Annotated in this window: 18 protein-coding genes; 12 read left to right on the top strand and 6 right to left on the bottom strand. The window is 69.9% G+C overall.

Annotation, left to right across the window (positions count from 1 at the left end):
• Nucleotides 1–3: 3 nt before the first annotated feature.
• Together PVT71_RS04355 and PVT71_RS04350 are read right to left on the bottom strand one after the other, a co-directional pair.
• Nucleotides 4–1719: a sensor histidine kinase gene (locus tag PVT71_RS04355; RefSeq protein WP_353473277.1), complete on the bottom strand. Its 1716-nt coding sequence runs from the start codon at nt 1717–1719 to the stop codon at nt 4–6.
• 3 nt (nt 1720–1722) lie between these two features.
• Entirely contained in the window at nt 1723–2424 is a 702-nt protein-coding gene (locus PVT71_RS04350; RefSeq protein ID WP_353473276.1) for a response regulator transcription factor, read from the bottom strand.
• Nucleotides 2425–2806: 382 nt separating this feature from the next.
• On the opposite strand from PVT71_RS04350, the gene PVT71_RS04345 reads away from it, so the two are divergent.
• From PVT71_RS04345 to PVT71_RS04335, 3 genes are all read left to right on the top strand, one after another.
• Nucleotides 2807–4405, top strand: coding sequence for a phosphoenolpyruvate carboxykinase (locus tag PVT71_RS04345; RefSeq protein WP_353473275.1), 1599 nt, complete (start codon nt 2807–2809; stop codon nt 4403–4405).
• On the top strand, nt 4405–4938 hold the full coding sequence (locus PVT71_RS04340; protein WP_353473274.1) for a DUF3859 domain-containing protein: 534 nt from the start codon (nt 4405–4407) through the stop codon (nt 4936–4938). The genes PVT71_RS04345 and PVT71_RS04340 overlap by 1 nt, the downstream gene beginning before the upstream one ends.
• Nucleotides 4939–5377: 439 nt before the next feature.
• Nucleotides 5378–5878, top strand: coding sequence for a YbjN domain-containing protein (locus PVT71_RS04335; protein WP_353473273.1), 501 nt, complete (start codon nt 5378–5380; stop codon nt 5876–5878).
• 59 nt (nt 5879–5937) lie between these two features.
• Here PVT71_RS04335 and PVT71_RS04330 read toward each other — a convergent pair whose 3' ends face one another.
• Nucleotides 5938–6867, bottom strand: coding sequence for an L-lactate dehydrogenase (locus tag PVT71_RS04330; protein ID WP_353473272.1), 930 nt, complete (start codon nt 6865–6867; stop codon nt 5938–5940).
• Between the two features lie 223 nt (nt 6868–7090).
• On the opposite strand from PVT71_RS04330, the gene purE reads away from it, so the two are divergent.
• Together purE and PVT71_RS04320 are read left to right on the top strand one after the other, a co-directional pair.
• On the top strand, nt 7091–7582 hold the full coding sequence (purE, locus tag PVT71_RS04325) for a 5-(carboxyamino)imidazole ribonucleotide mutase (RefSeq protein ID WP_353473271.1): 492 nt from the start codon (nt 7091–7093) through the stop codon (nt 7580–7582).
• 167 nt (nt 7583–7749) lie between these two features.
• Nucleotides 7750–8823: a 5-(carboxyamino)imidazole ribonucleotide synthase gene (locus PVT71_RS04320; RefSeq protein ID WP_353473270.1), complete on the top strand. Its 1074-nt coding sequence runs from the start codon at nt 7750–7752 to the stop codon at nt 8821–8823.
• Nucleotides 8824–8850: 27 nt separating this feature from the next.
• On the opposite strand, the gene PVT71_RS04315 is transcribed toward PVT71_RS04320, so the two are convergent.
• Nucleotides 8851–9987, bottom strand: a complete 1137-nt coding sequence (locus PVT71_RS04315; RefSeq protein ID WP_353473269.1) for an alpha-D-ribose 1-methylphosphonate 5-triphosphate diphosphatase — start codon at nt 9985–9987, stop codon at nt 8851–8853.
• 111 nt (nt 9988–10098) lie between these two features.
• Between PVT71_RS04315 and PVT71_RS04310 the strand changes: the two genes are divergently transcribed.
• The 7 genes from PVT71_RS04310 (at nt 10099) to PVT71_RS04280 (ending at nt 17470) form a co-directional block, all read left to right on the top strand.
• Nucleotides 10099–10542: an NUDIX domain-containing protein gene (locus PVT71_RS04310; RefSeq protein WP_353473267.1), complete on the top strand. Its 444-nt coding sequence runs from the start codon at nt 10099–10101 to the stop codon at nt 10540–10542.
• Between the two features lie 40 nt (nt 10543–10582).
• The gene (locus PVT71_RS04305) at nt 10583–11527 is read left to right on the top strand and encodes an ABC transporter permease (RefSeq protein ID WP_353473266.1); all 945 of its coding nucleotides are present in this window, start codon (nt 10583–10585) and stop codon (nt 11525–11527) included.
• A complete protein-coding gene (locus tag PVT71_RS04300; protein WP_353473265.1) occupies nt 11524–12339 on the top strand; it encodes an ABC transporter permease in 816 nt (271 codons plus the stop codon). The genes PVT71_RS04305 and PVT71_RS04300 overlap by 4 nt, the downstream gene beginning before the upstream one ends.
• A complete protein-coding gene (locus tag PVT71_RS04295) occupies nt 12336–14027 on the top strand; it encodes an ABC transporter ATP-binding protein (RefSeq protein WP_353473264.1) in 1692 nt (563 codons plus the stop codon). The genes PVT71_RS04300 and PVT71_RS04295 overlap by 4 nt, the downstream gene beginning before the upstream one ends.
• Complete coding sequence (locus PVT71_RS04290; RefSeq protein WP_353473263.1) at nt 14005–15450, top strand: aldehyde dehydrogenase family protein; 1446 nt, start codon at nt 14005–14007, stop codon at nt 15448–15450. The genes PVT71_RS04295 and PVT71_RS04290 overlap by 23 nt, the downstream gene beginning before the upstream one ends.
• Nucleotides 15451–15485: 35 nt before the next feature.
• The gene (locus tag PVT71_RS04285; protein ID WP_353473262.1) at nt 15486–16226 is read left to right on the top strand and encodes an SDR family oxidoreductase; all 741 of its coding nucleotides are present in this window, start codon (nt 15486–15488) and stop codon (nt 16224–16226) included.
• Between the two features lie 239 nt (nt 16227–16465).
• Nucleotides 16466–17470: a P1 family peptidase gene (locus tag PVT71_RS04280; RefSeq protein WP_353473261.1), complete on the top strand. Its 1005-nt coding sequence runs from the start codon at nt 16466–16468 to the stop codon at nt 17468–17470.
• 10 nt (nt 17471–17480) lie between these two features.
• Here PVT71_RS04280 and PVT71_RS04275 read toward each other — a convergent pair whose 3' ends face one another.
• Nucleotides 17481–18269: an SseB family protein gene (locus PVT71_RS04275; RefSeq protein WP_353473260.1), complete on the bottom strand. Its 789-nt coding sequence runs from the start codon at nt 18267–18269 to the stop codon at nt 17481–17483.
• Nucleotides 18266–18862: a uracil-DNA glycosylase family protein gene (locus tag PVT71_RS04270; protein WP_353473259.1), complete on the bottom strand. Its 597-nt coding sequence runs from the start codon at nt 18860–18862 to the stop codon at nt 18266–18268. Before PVT71_RS04270 ends, PVT71_RS04275 begins: the two co-directional genes overlap by 4 nt.
• Nucleotides 18863–18997 lie beyond the last annotated feature (135 nt).

Raw genomic sequence — 18997 nt, 5'->3', positions numbered from 1 at the left:
GGGTCAGATGGGCAGGCCGACGACGAAGCGCGCGCCGAGCGGTTCGGAGGTGATGTCGGCCTCGGTCGGGCGGATGTTCTCGGCCCAGATTACCCCGCCATGCGCCTCGACGATCTGCTTGGAGATGGCGAGGCCGAGGCCGGAATTGTTGCCGAAATCGCTTTCCGGGCGCTGCGAGTAGAAGCGCTTGAAGATCTTCTGCAGCGCCTCTTCGGGGATGCCGGGGCCGGTGTCCTCGACCACCACCAGCACGCGGTTGTCGCGGCGGCGGGCCCAGACGCGGATCGCGTCGCCGTCCTCGCAGAAGGAGATGGCGTTGGTGATGAGGTTGACGAAGACCTGCGCCAGCCGCGGCTCCAGCCCGTTGATCTGGATCGGCTTCTCGGGCAGGTCGGTGATGAACTCGATGCCCTTCTTGCGCGCGTCCTCGCCGAGGAACTGGCCGAGGTTGCCGAGCATCCCGAGCAGGTTGAACTCCTGCTCCTCTTCCTTGACCAGCTCGGAATCGAGTCGCGAGGCGTTGGAGATGTCCGAGACCAGCCGGTCGAGCCGGCGCACGTCGTGCTCGATCACGTTGAGCAGCTTGTCGCGGTGCTCTTCCTTCTTGACGATGCGCAGGCTGCCGATCGCCGAGCGCAGGCTGGCGAGCGGGTTCTTGATCTCGTGCGCCACGTCCGCGGCGAACTGCTCGTTGGCGTCGATCCGGTCGTAGAGCGCCGCGACCATGCCGCGCAGCGCGCCCGAGAGGCGGCCGATCTCGTCGGGGCGGGCGGTCAGGTCGGGGATGCGGATGCGGCGGGAATTGCCCTGCGACTTGTTGCGGTCGCGGCCGATCTCGGCGGCGTCGGCAAGGTCGGAGATGGGGTTGGCGATGGTCGAGGCCAGCACGAGGCTGAGCCCGATCGAGACCAGCGTCGCGATGACGAACATCTGCAGCACGCGCTCGCGCTCGGCGCTGACCGCCTTGTCGATCTCGGGCGCGGCGGCGACGAGGGCGACGCTGCCGATGACGGTGCCGCCCTGGTGGATCGGCGTGAAGGCGGTGAAGAGCGACTCGCCCTCCGGTCCCAGCCCAGCCTTGACGCGGGCGGAGGCGGGGTCGCCCGCCTCGATCTGCCGGCGCAGCCGGTCCTCGAGCCCCAGCGTCTCGGTCTGCTGGAAATAGGAGAAGACCCCCGAGATCCCGTGCCAGAGCTGGTCGAGGAAATGCGAGATCATCGTCTCGCGCCCGGTGGGGCCGGCCGGAAGCGGCGGCGGGCCGCCCGCCTCGCCGACGAGGAAGTTGCCGCTGTCGAAGATCAGCACGTCGGTGCCGCGGTGCAGGTCGAGCGCGTCGAGCGTGGCCGCGACATCGATCCCGTCGGAGGAGCCGAGGCTGACGGTCGCCCCCTCGGGCAGCTGCATCTCGAACATGTTGGCGATCAGCTCGGCCTGGGCGAGCGTCGCATCGGCGCGCTGCTGGGCCAGCGTGTCGCGCGAGGAGTTGAGCCAGAGAATGCCCGCGGCCAGCACGTTCAACGCGATCAGGTTGAACGTGATGATCTTGCGCGTCAGCGGGGATCGGTTCAGGGAAAAGAGCGAGCGCCGCGCGCGGCTGTCACGCAGTTCCTTTTCGACGGTGCTGTCCGGGGCGACCCAGTCGTCGCCCAGAACAACATCGGCATCCTGCCTGTCGCCCGACTCGTCGCCGCGCATCGAGATCCTTTCGGCCAGGGCCATCGCTTACTCTTCGTTGTAACGATACCCGATGCCATAGAGAGTTTCGATGGCGGAGAAATCCTCGTCCACGGTCCGCATCTTCTTGCGCAGGCGCTTGATGTGGCTGTCGATCGTCCGGTCGTCGACGTAGACCTGATCGTCGTAGGCGACGTCCATCAGCTGGTCGCGCGACTTCACGAAGCCGGGACGCTGGGCCAGCGCCTGCAGCAGCAGGAATTCGGTGACGGTGAGCGAGACGTCCTTGCCCTTCCAGGTCACCGCGTGGCGCAGCGGGTCCATGGTGAGCGAGCCGCGGGTCATCAGCTTGGTGTCTTCGGTATCCCCGACCACTTCGCCGGCCTGAGCTTCCTGGCGGCGCAGCAGCGCGCGGATGCGCTCGACCAGAAGGCGCTGGCTGAAGGGCTTCTTGACGTAGTCGTCCGCGCCCATGCGCAGGCCGAGCACCTCGTCGATCTCGTCGTCCTTGGAGGTGAGGAAGATCACCGGCATGCGGGATTTCTGGCGCACCCGTTGCAGCAGATCCATCCCGTCCATGCGCGGCATCTTGATGTCGAAAACGGCCATGTCGGGCATCTTCTTGCTGAATGCATCCAGCGCAGACTGCCCGTCATTGTAAGTTTCAACCTCGAACCCTTCCGCCTCGAGTGTCATGGACACGGATGTCAGGATGTTCCTGTCATCGTCCACCAGGGCGATTTTAGACATAGCACTTCATCCTTGTACTGCTCTGTTATGCCTTCTTTTTCCGCGCACTATGCGGAGTTTCGGATTGTTCAACAATCCCATACTGCGAATCAGTCCAGAGCTGCGACTTAATTGCAGCGCGAATAGGGTAAGGAATGGCTAAAATGCCTCACCATGCCAGCTAAAGTTGCAAAAGCCGTGACCGATGGTAACGCTAGCCTAAACGGCTGCTAACGCTAAAGCTGTTTTGGTTGCGCTAACTGGCCGGATCACTCCTGTTCTTGGCCGAACCCAGCATGTTAAAGGCACTGATACCGGTGGCGGGCGCCGCCGGCGGACGGCAGGCACTATGCCGCCCCAATGACTACCGCCGCCCATCAGTGCGGCTACAGGAGCTTGGCAGATGACATTTGGACGGGTGAACCCGCAATTCCGGCTTGAAGATCAGGGGATCGAAGGGCTGGGCAATGTCTATTACAATCTTATGGAGCCTGCGCTGATCGAGGCCGCGCTGAAACGCGGCGAGGGCACGCTGGGCAAGGGCGGCGCCTTCTACGTGACCACCGGCAAGTTCACCGGCCGCTCGCCGCAGGACAAGCACGTGGTCAAGACCCCCTCGGTCGAGGACAAGATCTGGTGGGAAAACAACCGCGCCATGTCTCCCGAGGGCTTCGACGTGCTGCATGCCGACATGCTCGAGCACATGAAGGGCAAGGACTACTACGTGCAGGACCTCATCGGCGGCGCGGACCCGGCGCATTCGATCAAGGTGCGCATGGTGACCGAGCTCGCGTGGCACGGCCTGTTCATCCGCCACATGCTGCGCCGCCCCGAGCGCGAGCAGCTCGACGAGTTCCTCGCCGACTTCACCATCATCAACTGCCCGAGCTTCAAGGCGGACCCGAAGAAGCACGACTGCCGCACCGACACGGTCATCGCGCTGAACTTCGACAAGAAGACCATCCTCATCGGCGGCACCGAATATGCCGGCGAGAACAAGAAGTCGGTCTTCACGCTGCTGAACTACATGCTGCCGCTCAAGGGCATCATGGCGATGCACTGCTCGGCCAACCACGCGCCCGGCAACCCGGTCGACACCGCCGTCTTCTTCGGCCTGTCGGGCACCGGCAAGACCACGCTCTCGGCCGATCCCGAGCGCGTGCTGATCGGCGACGACGAGCACGGCTGGTCGGACCGCGGCACCTTCAACTTCGAGGGCGGCTGCTACGCCAAGACGATCAACCTGTCGGCCGAGGCGGAGCCCGAGATCTACGCGACCACCTCGAAGTTCGGCACCGTGATCGAGAACATGGTCTTCGATCCCGAGACCTTCGAGCTCGATTTCGAAGATGACAGCCTGACCGCGAACATGCGCTGCGCCTACCCGCTCGAGTACATCTCGAACGCCTCGGCCACCGCGCTCGGCGGGCATCCGAAGAACATCATCATGCTGACCTGCGACGCCTTCGGTGTCCTGCCGCCGATCGCGCGGCTGACCCCGGCGCAGGCCATGTACCACTTCCTGTCGGGCTTCACCTCGAAGGTGGCGGGCACCGAGCGTGGCGTGACCGAGCCGCAGCCGACCTTCTCGACCTGCTTCGGCGCGCCCTTCATGCCGCTGCGCCCGGAAGTCTATGGCAACCTGCTGCGCGACAAGATCGCCAAGCACGGCGCGACCTGCTGGCTGGTGAACACCGGCTGGACCGGCGGCGCCTACGGCACCGGCCACCGCATGCCGATCAAGGCGACCCGCTCGCTGCTGCACTCGGCGCTGAACGGCTCGCTGGCCAAGGTCGAGTTCCGCAAGGATCCGAACTTCGGCTTCGAGGTGCCGGTCTCGGTCGAGGGCGTGCCCGAGCTGCTGCTCGATCCGCGCCGCACCTGGTCGGACAAGGCGGCCTTCGACGCGCAGGCGGCGAAGCTGGTGAACATGTTCGCCGAGAACTTCGCGCAATACGTGCCCTACATCGACGAAGACGTGAAAGCCGCCGCGATCGGCTGATGCGCCTCGCAGCGATCCTCATGATGCTGGCCGGACCCGCCTTGGCGGGGTCCGGCCTTTCTTTTGCCGAGCCGCCGCTCATGCTGATCGAGCGCGGCGTGATCTGCCAGGTGACCCCGGAAGGCGAGCGCCCCGCGCCCGAGACCGAGCAGGGGGTGATCAACCTGATCGAGCCCGGCCGCCGCGTCGACGTGGCGACCGAGGTCGTGCCCGCGGCGCTGGGGATAAGCTTCGGCATCCGCTTCACCCTCGCCGAGCCGGCGCAGCCCATGCTGCTGCGGGTGATCGTCACGCACCCGCCGATGGGCCCGCGCGGGGTCGAGGTCGAGAGCTGGACCACCGGCGCCGAGCCGGGCGCGCCGAGCCTCAGCCTCTTCACCTTCGAATTCCCCTACGAGATGGTTCTGGGGGACTGGACCATGGCGCTCGAGGCGGGCGGAGAGCGGTTGCTCGAGCAGCATTTCACCGTCGTCCCCGCCGATGCCGCGCGGCCGGTTCTGGCCGCCTGCGACGGCCCTGTGCCGATGTCCTGACGGGCGGTTCGGCTGCTCGACTCCCCTATAGCGAGAGTTGCTGTGAATCTTGGTCGCCCTAAGCACGATCTGGGTGGATCCGCGCGTTCAATCGCCTCTGCAAAGCCCTTGGATCTTGTCCCACGAAGCCCCCGCGTTTCTCCGATTTCATCCACATGGGGGCAAAGCGACTCAGGCTGCTGAAAAGACTCGGAACCTTCGACTCACCCCCCTCGGGACTCCCCGCAGTTGCCCACAGAGGGCGAATCCGCATGTTGATTAAATAACAGATCACTCCACAACTTATTGCGTGCGTCACGAACATTTCGCTTTACAGGGAGTGCGGGCCACAGGCACGATATATGGTAAGAGATGAGGGCGTACCCCCTACATCTCTCGAGCAGGCACCTAGCACTGGGGCGCTGCCAAGCCCCGAAGCTACAACCATAAGAGGTGGCGCATGGCATTGTCCGAAGAATTCCTGAGCGAAGAGCTGCATCCCATCGACATCGTCGAGACCCTCGCCGAGTACAACGACTGGGATTTCGACCGCGTCGGCGAAGACCAGATCGCGATGGCGGTCGTGGGGCAGTGGCGCACCTATTCGATCACCCTTGCCTGGTCGCCCTACGACGAGACCCTGCGGATGATCTGCAGCTTCGAGATGGAGCCGCCGACGGACTCGCTGCCCGAGCTCTACGCCGGTCTCAACGCGGTCAACGACCAGTGCTGGGCGGGCGCCTTCTGCTACTGGGCCGAGTCCAAGCTGATGGTCTATCGCTACGGGCTCGTGCTCGCCGGTGGGCAGATCGCCAGCGCCGAGCAGATCGACACGATGATCGGTGCCGCCGTCGCGGCCTCCGAGCGCTACTACCCCTGCTTCCAGCTCATCTCCTGGGCCGGCAAGACGGCGGAAGAGGCGCTGCAGATCGCCATCGCCGAAGCCTACGGTCGCGCCTGAGCGCGGGCTGACATAGCGCCGGGGCAGGCGGGACGGGGGCCGGACATCGGCCTCCGGTCTCAGCGGATCCCCAGCGCGGTTTCCTTCAGCATCTCCGCCGAGGCGCGCAGCGCCGCCGCCTCGGCCGGATCGAGCTCCGGCGTGAGCGTCGCCATGACGCCCGAGCCGCCGACCACCCGGGGCAGGCTCAGCGCCACGTCCTCGACCCCCTCGACCTCCGGCGTCACCACCGAGACCGAGAAGACCGCGCGCTGGTCGTCGCGCACCGCCTGCACGATGCGCGCGAGCCCCGCGCCGATGCCGTACCAGGTGGCGCCCTTGCCCTCGATGATGCGATAGGCGGCGCGGCGCACGGCCTCGTCGATGCGGGCGCGGACCTCCGCGGTGATCGGGGCCTGCACCTGCTCGGCGAACTCGCCCACGGTGAGCGCCCCGGCGCGGGCCGAGCTCCAGCCCAGCACCTCTGAATCCCCGTGCTCGCCCAGCACGTAGGCGTGGACCGACTGCGCCGCGATGCCGAGGTGCTCGCCGAGCAGCCAGCGGAAGCGCGCGGTGTCGAGGATCGTGCCCGAGCCGATCACCTGCCCGGCCCGCAGGCCCGAGGCGCGCAGCGCCACCTCGGTCATCACGTCGACCGGGTTCGAGGCGACGAGCAGCATCGCCCCGGGGGCGGCTTTCTGCACGCCCTCGATCACCTGGGCAAAGACCCCGGCATTGCGCGACAGCAGGCTCAGGCGGCTCTCTCCGGGCTTCTGCGCCACGCCCGCGGCGAGGATGACGATCTCGGCCCCCTCGAGCCGCTCGTAGCCGCCCGAGCGCACCTGGCAGGGATGGGCGAAGGGCACCGCGTGGCCGATGTCCTCGGCCTGCGCCGTCGCCAGCGCCTCGTTCCGGTCGACGAGGACGATCTCGCTCGCCCCGCCGCGCAGCGCCAGCGCGTAGCCCGCCGCCGAGCCGACCATGCCCGCCCCCACGATTCCCACCTTCATGGCGCTCTCCCTTCTTCCGCAGATGGCGGCAGCATGGCACGGGAGCGGCGCGGCACCAAACGCGGGCAGGCGGCAAGCACGGGCAAGGGCGCGGTTTTCCGCGACCTGCCCAGCCCGCGCGCAGACCTACGGCCGGCATGGACACCCGGGGCGACGCGGCTATAGTGCCGCCTCCACGAGGCGGGTCCAGAGGGCGGATCCCGCAGGCGAAAGAGGCCCGGACATGACGGAACAGGTGAAGGTCGGCATCATCATGGGCAGCCAGTCGGACTGGCCCACGATGCAGGAAGCGGCGCAGATGCTCGACGAGCTGGGCGTGGCCTACGAGGTCAAGATCGTCTCGGCGCACCGCACGCCGGACCGGCTCTGGACCTATGGCAAGGAAGCCGCCGGGCGCGGCCTTCAGGTGATCATCGCCGGTGCCGGCGGCGCGGCGCACCTGCCGGGCATGATGGCCTCGAAGACCCGCGTGCCGGTGATCGGCGTGCCGGTGCAGACCAAGGCGCTCTCGGGCGTCGACAGCCTCTACTCGATCCTGCAGATGCCGCGCGGCTTCCCGGTGGCGACCATGGCGATCGGCGCGGCGGGCGCGGCCAACGCGGGCCTGATGGCGGCGGGCATCCTCGCGCTGCGGGATCCGGCGCTGGCCGGGCGGCTCGACGCCTGGCGGCAGGCGCTGTCGGACTCGATCCCCGACGAGCCCGTGCGGGACTGATCCATCGCGGCACCGCCCGGGGCCCAGACGCGCCCCGGGCGGGCGCCACGCGCGCGGCGCCCGGCCACAGCGCCGGAATCCGTGCCGCGACGGCACAATGGGGTGTTGCAAGCCGCGCCGATCCGCAGGAAAAGCGGCCAAACCCGACCCCAGCAACGGAGGCCCCCATGTCTGACGCTCTTTCCCAAGGTGCAACCATCGGCATTCTCGGCGGCGGACAGCTGGGGCGGATGCTTTCCGTTGCCGCCAGCCGCCTCGGTTATCGCACGCATATCTTCGAGCCGGGTGCCGAGCCGCCCGCCGGCCACGTCGCCCACGCGGTGACCACCGCCTCCTACGAGGACAAGGCGGCGCTGACCCGCTTCGCCGAGTCGGTGGACGTGGTGACCTACGAGTTCGAGAACATCCCGACCGAGGCTCTCGACACGCTGCAGGCGCTGCGCCCGATCCGTCCGGGCCGCGAGGCGCTGCGCGTCAGCCAGGACCGGATGACCGAGAAGGAGTTTCTCTCGGGTCTCGGCCTGCGCACCGCGCCCTTTGCCGCCGTCGACACCGAGGCCGACCTGCACAACGCACTCGAACTGATCGGCGCCCCGGCGATCCTCAAGACCCGCCGCTTCGGCTACGACGGCAAGGGCCAGGCGCGCATCCTCAAGAAGGCGGACGCCGCCGAGGCCTTCGAGGAGATGCGCGGGGCGCCCGCCATCCTCGAGGGCTTCGTCGACTTCAGCCACGAGGTCTCGGTGATCGCGGCGCGCGGCACGAACGGCGAGGTCGCCTGCTTCGATCCCGGCGAGAACGTGCACCGCGATGGCATCCTGCGCACCACCACCGTGCCCGCGCGCCTGACCCCGGCGCACCGTCAGGACGCGATCCTGCTGGCGGGGCGCATCCTCAACGCGCTTGACTACGTCGGCGTGATGGGGGTCGAGCTCTTCGTCTGCGCCGACGGGCTGGTGGTCAACGAGATCGCGCCGCGGGTGCACAACTCCGGCCACTGGACGCAGAACGGCTGCAGCGTCGACCAGTTCGAGCAGCACATCCGCGCCGTGGCGGGCCTGCCGCTCGGCGACGGCTCGCGCCATTCCGACGTGCAGATGGAGAACCTGATCGGCGACGACATGGACCGGGTGCCCGAGATCCTGCGCGAGGCCGACACCGCGCTGCACCTCTACGGCAAGGCCGAGGCCAAGGCAGGCCGCAAGATGGGCCACGTCAACCGCATCGTCCGCGGCGCCTGATCCTTCCGGATAACAAGTCGGGGCGGTTCAGGTGATGAAGCGCCCGGCCACGTCGCCGCTCATGTAGGCGACGCGGCCCCCCGCGATGGTCGCCACGATGCGCCGGGTCGCCTGCTCGCGGATCACCAGATCGGCGCGCAGCCCGTCCTCGATGCGGCCCCGGTCAGTCAGCCCCAGCAGTCGCGCCGGCCCCTCCGATACCAGCTTCCACGCCGCGACCTCGTCCAGCAGCCCCAGTTCCACGCAGCGCCATGCGGCACGCGCCGGGGCGGGGTAGTGGTAGTCCGAGGCGAGCGCGTCGCAGAGCCCCATCCCCACGAGCTCCAGCGCCGAGACGTTGCCCGCGTGGCTCGCGCCGCGCACCACGTTGGGCGCGCCGAGCACGATGAACTCCCCGGCGTCGCGCGCGGCCTGCGCCGCCTCGACCGTCTCGGGGAATTCCGACACCAGCGCGCCGCGCGCGCGCCACGCGGCGCGTCCCTCGGCGGTGCGGTCGTCATGGCTGCCCATGGTCACGCCGCGCGCCGCCAGCCGGGCGCAGAGCCCGTCCAGCGCCGCCGGCACCTCGTCGCCGCGTTCGTGCAGCCCTGTCATCAGCGCCAGATGCGCCTCGGGGCTGCGACCGCTCTTCAGCGCCTGCCCGGTCAGCCGCGGCGGCTTGCGCCCCTCGGCGAGGCGCTGGTGCGGCAGGTGGTCGTTGAACACCACGTAGGAGATGCCCCAGCGTGCCACGGCGTCTTCGGCCCCGGCGAAGCCGTCGAGGAAATGCGTCTCGAGCCGCAGCTGCAGGCGCAGGTCCACGGGCACCGTCGGCGCGACCTCGGTGACCGCGGCAAACACCTCCTCGGCGAACTCGGGCCCGCGCATGCCGCCCTCCCAGGACCAGAACTGCGCCAGCGCGGCGGTGGTGATGCCGCAGGCGGCCAGCTCGGCGGCGCAGGCCTCGACCCCCGAGGCACGCTCGCGCAGCGCCCCGCGCCGCGGCGCCATGTGCCGCTCGAACCCGTCGCCATGGGCATCGATGATGCCGGGCAGGATCTCGAAACCCGAGAGATCCACCGCTTTGCCGGCGCCGCCGATGCACCCCCCGGCGATCGAGAGGGGTGCGTCGGTCCAGCCCTCGGGGCGCAGGACGGGGGCATTGAGGAAGGTCAGGTCGAGCACGGGCAGCGGGCCTTTGAGCAGGAAGGGTCCGGCAGGGCGGGGTCGGCGCTTGAGATACGCGCCCGCCCGGCCCTATGAAAGGGGCAAAAGGACACGCCCGAAGGGAAGCCCATGCCCAAGTCGCCCCGCCTCGCCGCCCGCGCCGTGCTGCTGCACGAGGACCGCCTGCTGCTGGTCAACGCCTGGCCCGGCGGCAGGAGCGACCTCTGGTGCGCGCCGGGTGGCGGCGTCGAGACCGGCGCCTCGCTGCCCGAGAACCTCGCCCGCGAGCTGCGCGAGGAGACCGGGCTCGAGGTGAAGGTGGGCCCGCCCTGCCTCGTCAACGAGTTCCACGACCCCGCCTCGGGCTTCCACCAGGTCGAGATCTTCTTCCGCTGCCGCCTCGTCTCGGGGCAGATCGACGCCGCCTGGCAGGACCCCGAGGGCGTGGTGACCGAGCGGCGCTTCGTCACCCGCGACGAGATGGCGGGCCTGCGCTTCAAGCCCGACAGCCTGCCGCACGTGGCCTGGGGCAGGGGCTTCGGCTACGACCCGCTCGAGCTCATCCAGCATTGAGCCGCTGGACCGCGCCGCGGGCTGCGCATAACGTGGCCCCATGCTTGGCTATGCGCTCAAACGTCTGACCTCGCTGGCGCTTTCCCTGCTGGTGGCGTCGCTGGTCATCTTCCTGGTGGTCGAGGTCGCGCCCGGCGACCCGGCCAGCTACATGCTTGGCATGAACGCCCAGCCCGACACGGTGGCGGCGCTGCGCACGGAGCTGGGGCTCGACCTGCCGAAGTGGCAACGCTACCTCGCTTGGCTCGGCGGCATGCTGAGCGGCGATTTCGGCACCTCCTACACCTACCGCACCCCGGTGGCGCAGATGGTGGCCGACCGCATCACCGTCTCGCTGCCGCTGGCGCTCTACGCGCTGGGGCTCTCGACGCTGATCGCGCTGCCGGCGGGGATCTACGCCGCCGCCCGCCGGGGCAAGGCCGGCGACGCGGGGGTGATCGGGGCGACGCAGCTCGGCATCGCCATCCCGAACTTCTGGTTCGCCATGCTTCTGGTGCTGCTCTTCGCGCTGAAGCTGCGCTGGTTCAGCGCCGGCGGTTTCCCCGGCTGGGAGAACCCGCTCCTCGCGCTGAAATCCCTCACCCTGCCGGCGGTGGCGCTGGCCCTGCCGCAGGCGGCGATCCTCGCCCGGGTGATGCGCAGCTCGCTGATCGACATCCTGTCCGAGGATTTCATCCGCACCGCCCGCGCCAAGGGGCTCTCGCGGCGGCAGGCGCTCTGGCGGCACGGGCTGCGCAACGCGCTCATTCCGGTGCTGACCATCCTCGGGCTGCAGTTCTCCTTCCTGCTGGCGGGGGCGATCATCATCGAGCAGGTGTTCTTCCTGCCGGGGCTGGGCCGGCTGATCTTCCAGTCGATCACCCAGCGCGACCTCATCGTCGTCGAAAGCGTCGTCATGCTGCTGGTCTTCGCGGTGATCGCGGTGAACTTCCTCACCGACATGGCCTACGCGCTGGCCGACCCGAGGCTGAGGCACCCGCGATGAGACCCTCCCTGTTCCTCGGCGCCGCGCTGACCCTGACCTTCACCGCCGCCGCGCTGATCTCCTTCCTCTGGACGCCCGGCGATGTCACCGCGGTCGACATCACCGCCCGCCTGCAGCCGCCCTCGGCGGCGCACCTGCTCGGCACCGACCACCTTGGCCGTGACCTGCTGAGCATGGTGATGACCGGCGCGCGCACCTCGCTGGCCGTGGCGCTGGTGGCGGTGGGGCTCGGCATGGGGCTCGGCGTGCCGCTCGGGCTCGCCGCCGCCGCCCGGCAGGGCGGCTGGCTCGACGAGATCGTGATGCGCGCCAACGACCTCGTCTTCGCCTTCCCCTCGCTGGTCATCGCCATCCTGATCACCGCGATCTTCGGCCCCGGCGCGCTCAACGCCATCCTCGCCATCGGCATATTCAACATCCCGGTCTTCGCCCGGCTGACCCGCGGCGCGGCGCTGAGCCTCTGGCGCCGCGAGTTCATCCTCGCCGCCCGCGTCGCCGGCAAGGGCGCGCCGCGGATCAGCGCCGAGCACATCCTGCCGAACCTCGCCAACCTGCTGATCGTGCAGGGCACCATTCAGTTCTCGCTCGGCATCCTCGCCGAGGCCGGGCTCTCCTACGTCGGGCTCGGCGCGCAGCCGCCGGTGCCGAGCTGGGGCCGGATGCTGGCCGAGTCGCAGACCATGGTCGCGCTCGCGCCGCATGTCGCCATCGTGCCCGGCCTCGCCATCCTGCTGACGGTGCTCGGCCTCAACCTGCTCGGCGACGGGCTGCGCGACGCGCTCGATCCCCGCCTGAGGCCGAGCCGCGCATGACCGCTTCCATATGTCACAAATATCCCGGGGGTCCGGGGGCAGAGCCCCCGGCGCGGACCGCGGAACAGGCGCTGCTGCAGCTCGAGGGCCTCAGCCTCGCCATCGGCGGCGCGCCGATCCTCGATCATGTGTCGCTCGCGCTGCGGCAGGGCGAGATCCTCGCGCTCACCGGCGAGTCGGGCTCGGGCAAGTCGATGACCGCGCTGGCCGCCATCGGGCTGCTGCCGGAGGGCGCCGCGACGAGCGGCCGGCTGCTGTTCTCGGGGCGCGACCTGCTGACCCTGCCCGAGCGCGATCTCTGCGCGCTCAGGGGCCGCGAGGTGGGCATGGTCTTCCAGGAGCCGATGACCGCGCTCAACCCCGTCCAGCGCATCGGCGAGCAGGTGATGGAGACGATCCTCATCCACAAGGCGATGGGCCGCGACGCCGCCCGCGCCCGCGCCGCCGAGGTCATGGCCCGGGTCGGGCTCGATCCCGCGCGCATCCCGCCCACCCGCTACCCGCACGAGCTTTCCGGCGGGCAGCGTCAGCGGGTCGGCATCGCCATGGCCATCGCGCTGCGCCCGAAGCTGCTGATCGCCGACGAGCCGACCACCGCGCTCGACGTGACCACCCAGGCGCAGATCCTCGAGCTGCTCACCGGGCTGGTGCGCGAGGAGGGGATGGGCATGCTGATGATCACCCATGACCTCGCCGTAGTGGCGGGCATGGCCGACCGCATCGCGGTGATGAACGCCGGGCGCATCGTAGAGCAGGGGCCGACGGCGCAGGTTCTGGCCGAGCAGCGCCACCCCTACACCCGCCAGCTCTTCGAGGCCTCGCGCCACCAGGCGCCGCTCGTGCCGGTGACGCCGGGCGCGACCCTGCTCGACGTGCAGGCGGCCGTCCGCGACTACCCGCTGCCGCGCCGCCACGTCCTCGCCCCGCGCGAGGCGTTCCGGGCGGTGAAGGGCGTCAGCTTCGACATCCGGCGCGGCGAGCGGGTCGGGCTGGTGGGCGAGTCGGGCTGCGGCAAGTCCACGCTCTCCCGCGCGATCCTCGGGCTCGAGCCGCTGCAGGCGGGGACGATCACCCTGGACGGCAAGCCGATCCTGTCGCACGGCAGGCCAGACCCCGAGATCCGCCGCCGCGTGCAGGTGGTGTTCCAGGACCCCTACGGCTCGTTCAACCCGCGCCACAGCGTCGGGAGGATCATCGCCGAGCCCTTCCACCTGCTGCCGGACCCGCCGACGGGCGCGGCGCGGCAGGCGGCGATCGCCGAGGCGCTGATTGCCGTGGGGCTGAAGCCCGAGCACGCGGGCGCGCCGATCCATGCCTTCTCGGGCGGGCAGCGGCAGCGCATCGCCATCGCCCGCGCGCTGATCATCGAACCCGAGCTGGTGATCTTCGACGAGGCGGTCTCGGCGCTCGACGTGCGGGTGCGGGCGCAGATCCTCGATCTGGTGGCCGAGCTGTCGCGGGTCCGGGGCCTCACCTACCTCTTCATCAGCCACGATCTTTCGGTGGTGCGCTCCATCACCGACCGCGTGCTGGTGATGCGCGAGGGCGAGATCGTCGAACGCGGCGAGACGGCCGAGGTGTTTGACAATCCCCGGCACTGGTATACCAAATCCCTCATGGAGGCGGCGCCGAGACTTCCGGCGCCGGAGACGGGAGGAGATGACGATGCCGGAGGGGAGCCCCTTTGACAGCGCCCGCGTGCTCATTGGCGGCACGTGGCGCGAGACCGCGGACACGCTGCCGCTGAGCGATCCGTCCACGGGCGAGGAGATCGGGCGCATCGCCCGCGGCGGCAGGGCCGAGATCGACGAGGCGGTGGCCGCGGCGCAGGCGGCGCTGGACGGCGAATGGGGCGCGATGACCGCGCTGGAACGCGGGCGCATCCTCACCCGGATCGGCCAGCTGGTGCTCGAGAACGTCGACCTGCTTGCCCGGATCGAGGCGCAGGACGTCGGCAAGCCGCTGGGCCAAGCGCGGGCCGACGCGGTGGCGCTGGCGCGCTACTGCGAGTTCTACGGCGGCGCGGCCGACAAGATCCACGGCGAGACGATCCCCTACATGGCTGGCTACACCGTCTACACGCTGCGCGAGCCGCACGGGGTGACGGGGCATATCGTGCCGTGGAACTACCCGATGCAGATCATCGGCCGCTCGGTCGGTGCGGCGCTGGCCATGGGCAATGCCTGCGTGCTGAAACCGGCCGAGGACGCCTGCCTCACGGCGCTGTATTTCGCCGATCTCGCGCAGCAGGCGGGGCTTCCGGCGGGCGCGCTCAACGTCGTGCCGGGGCTCGGCTCCGAGGCGGGCGCGGCGCTGTCGGCGCATCCCGGCGTGCAGCACATGAGCTTCACCGGCTCGGTTGCCACCGGCGCCGCCGTGCAGCGCGCTGCCGCGGACAACGTGATCCCGGTGACGCTGGAACTCGGTGGCAAGTCGCCGCAGCTGGTGTTCGACGATGCCGACCTCGACGCCGCGCTGCCCTTCCTCGTCAACGCCGGGCTGCAGAACGCCGGGCAGACCTGCTCGGCCTCGTCGCGCATCCTCGTGCAGCGCGGGGTGCTGGACGAGGTGATGGCCCGCATGGCCGCCGCCTACGCGGCCAAGGTGGTCGGCCCGGCCATGGCGGACCACGACATCGGCCCGCTGATCAGCGCGACGCAGAAGCGCCGGGTCGAGGGCTTCCTCGCGCAGGGCGCGGACCTGCCGATTCTGGCGCGGGCGCGGCTGGCCGAGGGGCTGCCCATGGGCGGGCATTACGTCGCCCCCTGCCTCTACGGCCCGGTCCCGGCGGAGCACATTCTGGCGCAGGACGAGATCTTCGGCCCGGTGCAGGTGATCATTCCCTTCGAGGACGAGGCCGACGCGCTGCGCATCGCCAACGGCACCGCCTATGGCCTCGTCGCCAGCGTCTGGACCCGCGACGGCGCGCGACAGATGCGGCTCGCGAAGAAGCTGAAGGCGGGGCAGGTGTTTCTCAACAACTACGGCGCCGGGGGCGGGGTGGAGCTGCCCTTCGGCGGGGTCGGAAAGTCCGGCCACGGGCGCGAGAAGGGCTTCGAGGCGCTTTACGGCTTCTCGGTGCTGAAGACGGTGGCGGCGCATCATGGCTGAGCGCCGCGACCGCGGAAATGACGGAGGAAACAGGCATGAGACTTGAGGGCAAGACCGCCATCGTGACCGGCGCGGGCTCGGGCTTCGGCGCGGGCATCGCGCGGCGCTTCGCGGCAGAGGGCGCGCGGGTGATGGTCGCCGACATCAACATGGAGGGCGCCGAGGCGGTGGCCGCCGAGATCGGCGGCATCGCGCACATGGCGAACGTGGCGGACGGCGCCTCGGTGGCCGAGATGGCGGGCCGCGCCGTGGCCGAGATGGGCCGGGTGGACATCCTGGTGAACAACGCCGGGGTGACGCACCTGCCGGGCTTCTTGGAAGACATCTCGGAAGAGGATTTCGACCGCGTCATGGCGGTGAACTGCAAGTCGGTCTACCTGACCGCGCGGGCGCTGGTCGCCGGGATGAAGGAGCGCGGCGCGGGGGCGATCCTCAACATCGCCTCGACCGCCGGGGTCTCGCCGCGTCCGCGGCTCAACTGGTACAACGCCTCGAAGGGCTGGATGATCACCGCGACGCGGGCGATGGCGATCGAACTCGCCCCCTTCGGCGTGCGGGTCAACGCGCTGAACCCGGTGGCGGGCGAGACGCCGCTGCTGAAGAGCTTCATGGGCGAGGACACGCCCGAGATGCGCGCCAAGTTCCTTTCGACCATCCCCATGGGGCGGTTCTCGACCCCCGAGGATCTGGCCAACGCGGCGCTCTACCTCTGCTCGGACGAGGCCTCGCTGGTCACCGGCGTGTGCATGGAGGTGGACGGCGGGCGCTGCATCTGAGGCGGCGCCGGCGGCCAGGGCGGGAGGGGGCTCCGCCCCCGCCGCGGCTGCGCCGCGTCTCCCCCGGGCGTATTTGGAAAGAGAAGAACCGGCAGCTTTGCGCTTTTCGCGGCAGGCGGGGCGCGATACCGCCTTTCGGTGTCCGATAATTGCGCAAGGGCACACCTGCGACAGCGCGCGCTCTTGTCTTTTGCCGCAGTGCAGCAAAATATCAACCTGTGGCTGCAAGGAGTGGAGTCATGCGACCCGGTCCCCTGAACCTGATCACCGACGTGCCCGGCCTGAAGGTCGGCAATGCCGAGGATTCCCTGCTGAAGTCCGGCGTCTCGGTGGTTGTCGGCGAGGCGCCGATGGTCGCCTCGGTCTCGGTCATGGGCGGCGCGCCCGGCACGCGCGAGACCGACCTGCTGGCCCCCGACAAGACCGCGCCGGGGGTGGACGCGCTGGTGCTCTCGGGCGGCAGCGCCTTCGGGCTTGCCGCGGCGCAGGGGGTGATGGACGCGCTGCACGAGGAGGGGCGGGGCTTCGAGGTCTTCTCGGCCCGGGTGCCGATCGTGCCCGCGGCGATCCTCTTCGACCTGCTCAACGGCGGCGACAAGCACTGGGGGGTGAACCCCTATCCCGGGCTCGGGCGGCAGGCGCTGGCAAATGCCGGGACCGCGTTCCGGCTCGGCTCGCGCGGGGCGGGCTGCGGCGCGCAGACGGCGCAGCACAAGGGCGGGCTGGGCTCGGCCTCGCTGGTGCTGGAAGGCGGGATCACCGTCGGCGCGCTGGTCGCGGTGAACCCCATGGGCAGCGTGACCACGCCCTCGGGGCGGCATTTCTGGGCCGCGCCCTTCGAGATCGGCGAGGAGTTCGGCGGGCTCGGCACCGAGCCGGCCAAGGGCTTCCACGAGATGCCGCAGAGCCGCAAGACCGGGGCCATGGCGGCGCTGGGGAACACCACGATCGCCGTGGTCGCCACCGATGCGCAGATCGACAAGGCGCAGGCCCATCGCGTGGCGGTGGCGGCGCAGGACGGGATCGGCCGGGCCATCCTTCCGGCGCATTCGCCGATGGACGGGGACCTCGTCTTTGCCTGTGCCACGGGCCGCAAGGCGCTGGTCGCCCCGGCGCTGCAGCTGGCGCAGATCGGCCACGCGGCGAGCCTGTGCCTGTCCCGCGCCATCGCCCGCGCGGTCTGGGAGGCGAGCCCCGCGCCGGGCGACACGCTGCCGACCCTGCGCGAGGAACTGGGGCTCTAAGGGGTAGGCGTCAGCGCAGGATCGGCGGGCTGTCGGGGTCCGAGCCGGGGGCGATGCGCTCGATCCGCGTGGGCTCTTCGATCTCGGGCAGGTCGAAGCGCAGGCCGACGCGGGTGAGCGAGGCCGCCAGCGGGTCGCTGTCGCGCAGGAAGAGCACGTCGAGCGCCCCCGCCTCGATGCCGGAGAAGACCAGCGCCTCGTTCACTGCTCGCGCCAGCGCGTCCTCGGCGCCGGGCACCGCCCCGGCGAAGGCGAGGATATGCCCGCGCCCGCCGCCTTCGTAAGTCGCCCCGGCCAGCCAGGCGCAGCGCGCGAAGCCGGCGGCGGTGGCGAGCTTGGTGTCGAGCGCCGAGAGCAGCGCCTCGGGCAGGCCGCCGGGCCTGGTGACCTCCTCGATCCGCGCCTCGTCCTCCTTCGGCCCGTGGCCGAGCGTCGCCGCCAGCCAGTCCACCGCCTCGGCGGGCAGCAGGGTCGAGGCCTCGGAGACCTCGATGTTCACCGCGAGGCCGATGCCCTGACCGGCCAGCATGTTCGCCACGGCGCGGCCCGAGAGCGCGGCATAGGGCGCGGCGCGGCCGACGAATTGCGACAGGCGCTCCTCGCGGTCGAAGACCAGCACGAAGCGCGCGTCGCCGAGGTCGAAGAGCTCGGGCGCGATCTGGTCGCCGTCGATCTCGCGCGTCAGCAGCAGGAAGAGTTCGCCATCGGCAAGGCGCTCGTAGAAGCGCAGGCGGGCGTTGTCATCCTCGGGGGCGGCTTCCATCGCGGCGAGCGCGGCATCGAGCGGTGTAATCGTCATGTCAGGACCTCGCGGACACGGGCGCGCAGGACGGGCAGGAGCTCGGCCTCGAACCACGGATTGCGTTTGAGCCACCCCGTATTGCGCCAGGACGGATGGGGCAAGGGCAGAGCGTGGGGAAGGTGGTCGCGCCAGGCGGCCACGGTCTCGGTGACGCCGCCCCTGGTGCCGAGGTGGTAGCGATGCGCGTGGCCGCCCACGTAGAGGCGCAGCGGCAGGGGACCGAGCGCCTCGAAGAGCGCATCATGCCAGGTGGCGCGGCAGATCGGCGGCGGCGGCAGGTCCGCGCCCTTGGCGTCATAGCCCGGAAAGCAGAAGGCCATGGGCACGATGGCGACGCGGGAGCGGTCCCAGAACTCGTCTTCGGAGAGGCCGAGCCAGTCGCGCAGCCGGTCGCCCGAGGGATCGTCGAAGGGGCGCCCCGAGCCGTGCACCCGCATTCCGGGTGCTTGGCCGGCGATCAGCAGCCGGGCGCCGGGACGGAACCAGGCCACCGGGCGCGGCGCGTGATGCGTCGCGGTGGCGGCGAAGCGCGCGGCGCAGAGGCGGCAGGCGGTGATCCGGTCTTCGAGGGCGGTCAGGGTCTCGGGCATGGGGCAGAGCTAGGCATTTCCGACACGGCCTTCCAGTGCCCGCGGGCCCGAGGCGGTGAGGAAACCGGGAATGTAAGGCCGCAAGGCGGCGTTTGTTTCAAAATTCGGTCATAATCTAAACGAAATCGCTGAGTA

Source organism: Salipiger sp. H15, assembly GCF_040409955.1.
Classification (GTDB): Bacteria; Pseudomonadota; Alphaproteobacteria; order Rhodobacterales; family Rhodobacteraceae; genus Salipiger.
Note: the sequence above shows the minus strand (reverse complement) of the source record. Positions and strands in the feature narration are given on the sequence as shown.

What these genes read in the sequence shown, in the direction of transcription:
- PVT71_RS04355 (WP_353473277.1), bottom strand. Translation starts at nt 1,719, where the DNA reads ATGGCCCTGGCCGAAAGGATCTCGATGCGCGGCGACGAGTCGGGCGAC.
- PVT71_RS04350 (WP_353473276.1), bottom strand. Translation starts at nt 2,424, where the DNA reads ATGTCTAAAATCGCCCTGGTGGACGATGACAGGAACATCCTGACATCC.
- PVT71_RS04345 (WP_353473275.1), top strand. Translation starts at nt 2,807, where the DNA reads ATGACATTTGGACGGGTGAACCCGCAATTCCGGCTTGAAGATCAGGGG.
- PVT71_RS04340 (WP_353473274.1), top strand. Translation starts at nt 4,405, where the DNA reads ATGCGCCTCGCAGCGATCCTCATGATGCTGGCCGGACCCGCCTTGGCG.
- PVT71_RS04335 (WP_353473273.1), top strand. Translation starts at nt 5,378, where the DNA reads ATGGCATTGTCCGAAGAATTCCTGAGCGAAGAGCTGCATCCCATCGAC.
- PVT71_RS04330 (WP_353473272.1), bottom strand. Translation starts at nt 6,867, where the DNA reads ATGAAGGTGGGAATCGTGGGGGCGGGCATGGTCGGCTCGGCGGCGGGC.
- purE (WP_353473271.1), top strand. Translation starts at nt 7,091, where the DNA reads ATGACGGAACAGGTGAAGGTCGGCATCATCATGGGCAGCCAGTCGGAC.
- PVT71_RS04320 (WP_353473270.1), top strand. Translation starts at nt 7,750, where the DNA reads ATGTCTGACGCTCTTTCCCAAGGTGCAACCATCGGCATTCTCGGCGGC.
- PVT71_RS04310 (WP_353473267.1), top strand. Translation starts at nt 10,099, where the DNA reads ATGCCCAAGTCGCCCCGCCTCGCCGCCCGCGCCGTGCTGCTGCACGAG.
- PVT71_RS04305 (WP_353473266.1), top strand. Translation starts at nt 10,583, where the DNA reads ATGCTTGGCTATGCGCTCAAACGTCTGACCTCGCTGGCGCTTTCCCTG.
- PVT71_RS04300 (WP_353473265.1), top strand. Translation starts at nt 11,524, where the DNA reads ATGAGACCCTCCCTGTTCCTCGGCGCCGCGCTGACCCTGACCTTCACC.
- PVT71_RS04295 (WP_353473264.1), top strand. Translation starts at nt 12,336, where the DNA reads ATGACCGCTTCCATATGTCACAAATATCCCGGGGGTCCGGGGGCAGAG.
- PVT71_RS04290 (WP_353473263.1), top strand. Translation starts at nt 14,005, where the DNA reads ATGCCGGAGGGGAGCCCCTTTGACAGCGCCCGCGTGCTCATTGGCGGC.
- PVT71_RS04285 (WP_353473262.1), top strand. Translation starts at nt 15,486, where the DNA reads ATGAGACTTGAGGGCAAGACCGCCATCGTGACCGGCGCGGGCTCGGGC.
- PVT71_RS04280 (WP_353473261.1), top strand. Translation starts at nt 16,466, where the DNA reads ATGCGACCCGGTCCCCTGAACCTGATCACCGACGTGCCCGGCCTGAAG.
- PVT71_RS04275 (WP_353473260.1), bottom strand. Translation starts at nt 18,269, where the DNA reads ATGACGATTACACCGCTCGATGCCGCGCTCGCCGCGATGGAAGCCGCC.
- PVT71_RS04270 (WP_353473259.1), bottom strand. Translation starts at nt 18,862, where the DNA reads ATGCCCGAGACCCTGACCGCCCTCGAAGACCGGATCACCGCCTGCCGC.